At 50.1% G+C, this 5,073-nt stretch carries 5 protein-coding genes; 2 read left to right on the top strand and 3 right to left on the bottom strand.

The window, feature by feature from the left end; genetic code table 11:
• Nucleotides 1–573: 573 nt before the first annotated feature.
• Genes JUF22_RS13720 through JUF22_RS13710 form a run of 3 tightly spaced genes read right to left on the bottom strand, consistent with a single transcriptional unit; the run spans nucleotide 574 to nucleotide 1,649 of the window.
• Nucleotides 574–1,137, bottom strand: coding sequence for a Dps family protein (locus JUF22_RS13720; protein WP_203639711.1), 564 nt, complete (start codon nucleotides 1,135–1,137; stop codon nucleotides 574–576).
• A gap of 35 nt (nucleotides 1,138–1,172) precedes the next feature.
• Nucleotides 1,173–1,400 (bottom strand): heavy-metal-associated domain-containing protein, encoded by a 228-nt coding sequence (locus tag JUF22_RS13715; RefSeq protein ID WP_125765308.1) that lies wholly within the window; start codon nucleotides 1,398–1,400, stop codon nucleotides 1,173–1,175.
• A 21-nt stretch (nucleotides 1,401–1,421) separates the two neighbouring features.
• Nucleotides 1,422–1,649, bottom strand: a complete 228-nt coding sequence (locus tag JUF22_RS13710; protein ID WP_125765307.1) for a heavy-metal-associated domain-containing protein — start codon at nucleotides 1,647–1,649, stop codon at nucleotides 1,422–1,424.
• A gap of 238 nt (nucleotides 1,650–1,887) precedes the next feature.
• Here JUF22_RS13710 and JUF22_RS13705 point away from each other — a divergent pair, with 238 nt between their 5' ends.
• Together JUF22_RS13705 and JUF22_RS13700 are read left to right on the top strand one after the other, a co-directional pair.
• Nucleotides 1,888–3,054, top strand: coding sequence for an MDR family MFS transporter (locus JUF22_RS13705; protein WP_203647220.1), 1,167 nt, complete (start codon nucleotides 1,888–1,890; stop codon nucleotides 3,052–3,054).
• A 565-nt stretch (nucleotides 3,055–3,619) separates the two neighbouring features.
• Nucleotides 3,620–4,975 (top strand): MFS transporter, encoded by a 1,356-nt coding sequence (locus JUF22_RS13700; protein ID WP_203647218.1) that lies wholly within the window; start codon nucleotides 3,620–3,622, stop codon nucleotides 4,973–4,975.
• Nucleotides 4,976–5,073: the final 98 nt, after the last annotated feature.

Genomic DNA, 5,073 nt, shown 5'->3' with positions numbered 1-5,073 from the left:
AAACTGGAATCCTCGTTCTAGCATTGAATATCCTCAAGTTAGTCTCCACCAGGAGAAGACGGCTTGAGAATCAAGAGCATGGAAATAAGGCACGAAACCAAAGTTCGGTTTCGTGCCTTATTTTTGTTCTACAGAGGCTAGTTATGTCACAGCCTCTTCTCGCAGGGGGGGACTTGGTGTAAGTGAAATTTGATGGGTGGTGAGTGATGTGTGACGGGGAAGGTGGTGCCAGCAGGGGTGGTCGTCCTGAGTGATATTGGCTTGGGGCGGTTTAGTTTTGGAGACAGTCTACTTGCCATTGTTCGGTTCGTGGACTAGTTTTTCGCGGAACTATCCCGGTGCTGGTGGCTTCCGAAACGTGCTACGCGGGGCAGGTCCCTGCGCTTACGGCAGTTCAAACTGTCTCAGTTCGTTGCTCTGGTTCTTCGCGGAACTATCCTGGTGCTGGCGGCCTCTGAAACGTGCTACGCGAGCCAGACTCCTGCGCTTAACCCGGCAAAGAAAATATCCCAAATTCGGGGATATTCCCTTTGCCACGTTAATGCTCAGAGTCTAAGTGGCTCGCTCCGCACTCTAATCTTCGTCATCCTCATCGTCTTCTTCGTCCAATCCATCCCGAGCGTCATTGCCCAGAACGGCTTGGAGTTCACGAATGATGTGGTTGTTGGTGCCGCGCAGGTCTGTTAAGAAGCTGGCCAGGGCTGGGCGTTCTTCCTTTTCGGCGAGCTTAATGGCGCGGTCGATGAAGAGATTGTGGGTATCGGCGTCGTGGACCAGCTCACTGACTTGGTCTTCGGCGTTGAGGTACTTCTTGTCGCCGCCTTCTTGCAGCATGTTGTAATCGTGATATTCCTTGGTCGTGGTCGAAACGATTTCGCCCTCATCCAAGAGCAGTTCACCTAAGGCGTCAAACTGCTTGCGGTAAGTATCGATGTAGCCGGTTAACAACTGGCGAACGCTTAAGGCCAACGGACCCTTGACGGACCACCGAACTTGGTGGAACTTAACGATAGAGATGTGCAGGTTGGATAAAATGTGGTTGGTCATGGCGCCGGCCGTTGGGACGTGGTGGTCGTGGTCGGTTTGGGCTTGTTCGGCAGCGTAACGGTCTTCGATACTCATAGTTGTAGTGGTCATTAGATGAACTTCCTTTCGAATTTAGGGGTCAGGGATTAAAGGGCTTTGACTTTTGAACTCTTCACGACGTAGCCGAGGTCGGTGACGGTGTCCGCCAGGCTTTCAGCGGTAACGGCACTGTCGTCGAATTCGGCTTTGATCTTGCTGGCGTTGAAGAGGACCTTGACGTTTTCCACGCCGTCCTTCTTACTCAGCGCGCCTTCAATCTTGGTCATGCAAGAGGGGCAGGTCAATGCGTCTAACTTCATGGTAACTTTACTCATAATTGAAAACCTCCTATTGGGTTAAAGAGCTTTAACTTTACTGCTTTGAACGGCGTAGCCTAAGTCGGTCACGGTGTTCGCTAAATCTTCGGCGGAAACGGTGGCGTCGTCGAATTCGGCTTTGACCTTGCTGGCATTGAACAGGACTTTGACGTTCTTCACGCCGTCTTTCTTGCTCAACGCGCCTTCGATCTTGGTCATGCAAGAGGGGCAGGTCAGGTCGTCTAACTTCATGGTTACTTTACTCATAATGAAAACCTCCTTCGGCTTTTCGTTTGCCTTGATTACATGACTTAGTATACGGGCGGCCGGGGGAAAAGAACTTGACTCAAATCAAGTTGGCCGAAAAGATAAAAAAATTTTTACGAAAAATGAGCAACTTGCTCATAAAACAGCGGTTTAATCCCATTTTGAACGGGTAAGAGTTTCGGAAATTTTTTATCTGTGCGACAATGAAGACAGATTGAAAATAAGTGAGGGACGCTAAATGTGGAAAACCAAACGAGAAGTGAGTATGCCTGGTATTGTAGCGGCAACGCTACTCCTTAACGCCGCGGCCGCGTGTATGTGGCCGTTGACCACGGTCTACATGCACGATCAGTTACACCAAACACTGACGCTGGCAGGGATTGCCTTGCTGGGGATGTCACTCTGTATGATTTTAGGAAATTGGCTGGGCGGCTGGCTCTTTGACAATTGGTCGCCGTTTTTATCGGGAATCGTGGGCACGCTGTGTTCCTTTGTCCCGATGACGCTGTTGATCTTTTTCCATGGCTGGCCGGTCTTTGGCATCATGCTACTGTTCATTGGACTGGGCGACGGCATCGTCATGACGGTCGTGAATTCCTTTGCGGCTACAGTTAAGTCGGTGGAGAGCCGCAAAGTTTTCAATTACCTCTATATTGGGATGAACTTAGGGGTCGTCATCGGCACGCTGATGGTCGGGGTCCTGATGAAACACGGGGTCACGCTGGTCTTCGGGGTGGCAGCGCTCAGTTATTTGGCGCTGCTGTTGATCTTCATTTTTGACTTCCGGGCCAAGATTGAAAAGAAGACGTACGCGCATGCCAAGGGGCCGAACAAGCCGGCGCAACTTAATCTGATCTGGCTGATTAGCGCGCTGGTCTTCGCCCTTTACATGAGTTATTCCTTATGGGAAAGTGTGATCTCCGTGCACATGACCGGACTGGGCATCTCCTTTGAAAAATACAGTCTGTTGTGGACGTTAAATGGTTTGATGATTGTCTTTGGCCAACCCATTGTAAACCGGCTAGCTGCAGACTTTAAACTTAGCTCACAGATCTGGGTCGGCACGCTAGTTTTCATTCTCTCGTTCCTGCTGTTAGTTTTTGCCAAAAGTTACGCAATGTTCGTGATTACCATGGTGATTTTAACTTTGGGTGAAATGACCGGTTTTCCAGGGATTCCAGCATGGATCGATGGCTTGGCGGGGGACAATGACAAAGGGAAATTCCAAGGGATTTATAATATGGCGATTTCCTTCGGCCGAGCCGTGGGACCGCTGTACGGTGGGATGATCATTGAGTACGGCAGTTACCAATCATTGTTCTGGTCGGTGACGGCTTTGATGCTGGTGGCATTGGGGGCCGTTCTCCTCTGCAACCGCCGGAACCAGGCTAAACTTTCTAAATAGTGTTTTTGTTTCGCCTCCCGGACATTTCAAATTGGACCGGAACGCGGTGGGGAGGACGCCCCGAGCCAAAGGGCGGTCTCTGGGCTCGCTTTGAGCCTCTGCGGACCGAGTCTCAAAGTCGCCATTTACTGGGCTGTGCCCAGTAAATCCCACGGCTGAGTCCATTTGAAATGTCCGTCCGGCTGACACTGGTTTAGAACGATTGGACTGGTCGTTGTTTTGGGCTTAGTTTGTTTTACTTTCAGTGGAACTAGCTATGATTCGTGGATTTACTTAATTTGAATATGCGTCGGGCCAGTGGTTGTTGCTGGCCCTTTTTATTGCCTTTCCAGTGGCCACCTGAGTTCTCCTCAGGTCCAACGCTTACGGTCTGGTCTCACGAATTAATGCAATTATGTGCAGGTACTTGAATCAACTGGTTCCCTTAGCTAGGTCTCAAACTTTCTTTCGAAAATAAGGGTCACTTCTAAAGAAATGTAAGGGTTTGCATTGACGTGATAATGGGCACGGTGTACATTGAAGTTGTACAAATGTTCACTAACACAATTTCGTAGGGGATGAGCTTATGTTTTCTTTTCTGAAACCAGCTCCAGACGCTAAGGTGAAGGTTCCTGCTGAGAAAATCGAGGGAACTTATCGTTGGCGGCAGACGGGTGTCTTGCTCTCAATTTGTATTGGTTACATTGGTTACTACATTATTCGGCTGATCTTCACGACGGAACAGAACGATATCATGAAGGCGTATGGGTTTACCACCGCCGATATCGGGCTGGTCATGTCCTGCTTTGGGATTGGCTACGGGATTTCGAAATTATTCATGGGGGCGCTCAGTGACAAGAGTAATCCCAAATGGTACTTAGCAACTGGGTTATTTGTTTCAGCTATTTTAAATTTGGGGTTGGGTGCAACGCGCAACCTGTATATGATGATGTTTCTGATGCTGGTGATGTCTGTGGCCCAAGGGATGGGCGCCGCTGCTTGTCAACGGACCGTTCAACTCTGGTGGGGGAAGAAATGGCGGGGGACCGTCTACGCCGTTTGGTCCTCTGCGCACAATGCCGGGGCGTTCGTCTGCGTGGCCGTTGTGCAACTGGCAACGTTGATGTTTACCGGTTCGATTGCGGCCGTCTTCTACACGGCCTCCGTCGTTTCCATTATTATTGCCATCTTTATCGTGTTTGCTGGTGCTGACCGGCCCGCTACGGTTGGTCTCCCAAGTGTTGGCGAACATACCGGTGACGAGGTTGTGTTGGATGATGGGAAAGCCACGGCCGCTGAACTGACCGACTTGTCTCTCTGGCAGATTTTTGTCAAATATATCTTAACGAACAAAATTGTGTGGGCCATCACGTTGACCTCCATGTCACTTTACCTGGTGCGTTACGGGATCATGAGTTGGATTCCTAGTTATTTGACCCAGTTCAAGGGCTTCGACCCTGGGACTGCCAAATGGTTGGTCGGTATCTTTGAACTGGCCGCCGTCCCGGGTGTTATCTTGATGGGGGCCATCTCCGACCTGTTAAAGGACCGCCGGGCGTTGGTCTGCATCGGCTGTGTGATTGGGTTATTGATTTGCCTGACGACCTATTTCTTCAGTACCAGCCACATTGCTATCATCGTGGTCCTGCTGATCATGGGAAGCTTGATCTACGCGCCACTGACCCTGGTCGGCTTGATGGTCAACGAAGCTGTGCCAAAGTTTGCCGTGGGGTCCTCAACCGGGTTCATGGGCTTCTTCCAGTACATTTTCGGCGAAACCTTGGCTACCGCACTGATTGGGATTCTGGTTGCCAAATTTGGGTGGATTGCCAGCAACACCGTGTTGTACTCGGCTGCTGGGTTGGCACTGCTCCTGTTACTCTACATTGCTATTCACGAACACCGGGTCGCCAAGATTGTTGCGGCGGATCAGGTGGAATAATCAATTGTATGTAAATGAAAAGGGGCTGTGACATAAGTCTCCAAAATGAAAGCTGGTTGAGGAAAATCTTCGGATTTTCCTCAACCAGCTTTTTGGTA

The sequence above is a fragment of the Levilactobacillus lanxiensis genome (genome assembly GCF_016861655.1).
GTDB classification, from domain to species: Bacteria; Bacillota; Bacilli; order Lactobacillales; family Lactobacillaceae; genus Levilactobacillus; species Levilactobacillus lanxiensis.
Note: the sequence above shows the minus strand (reverse complement) of the source record. Positions and strands in the feature narration are given on the sequence as shown.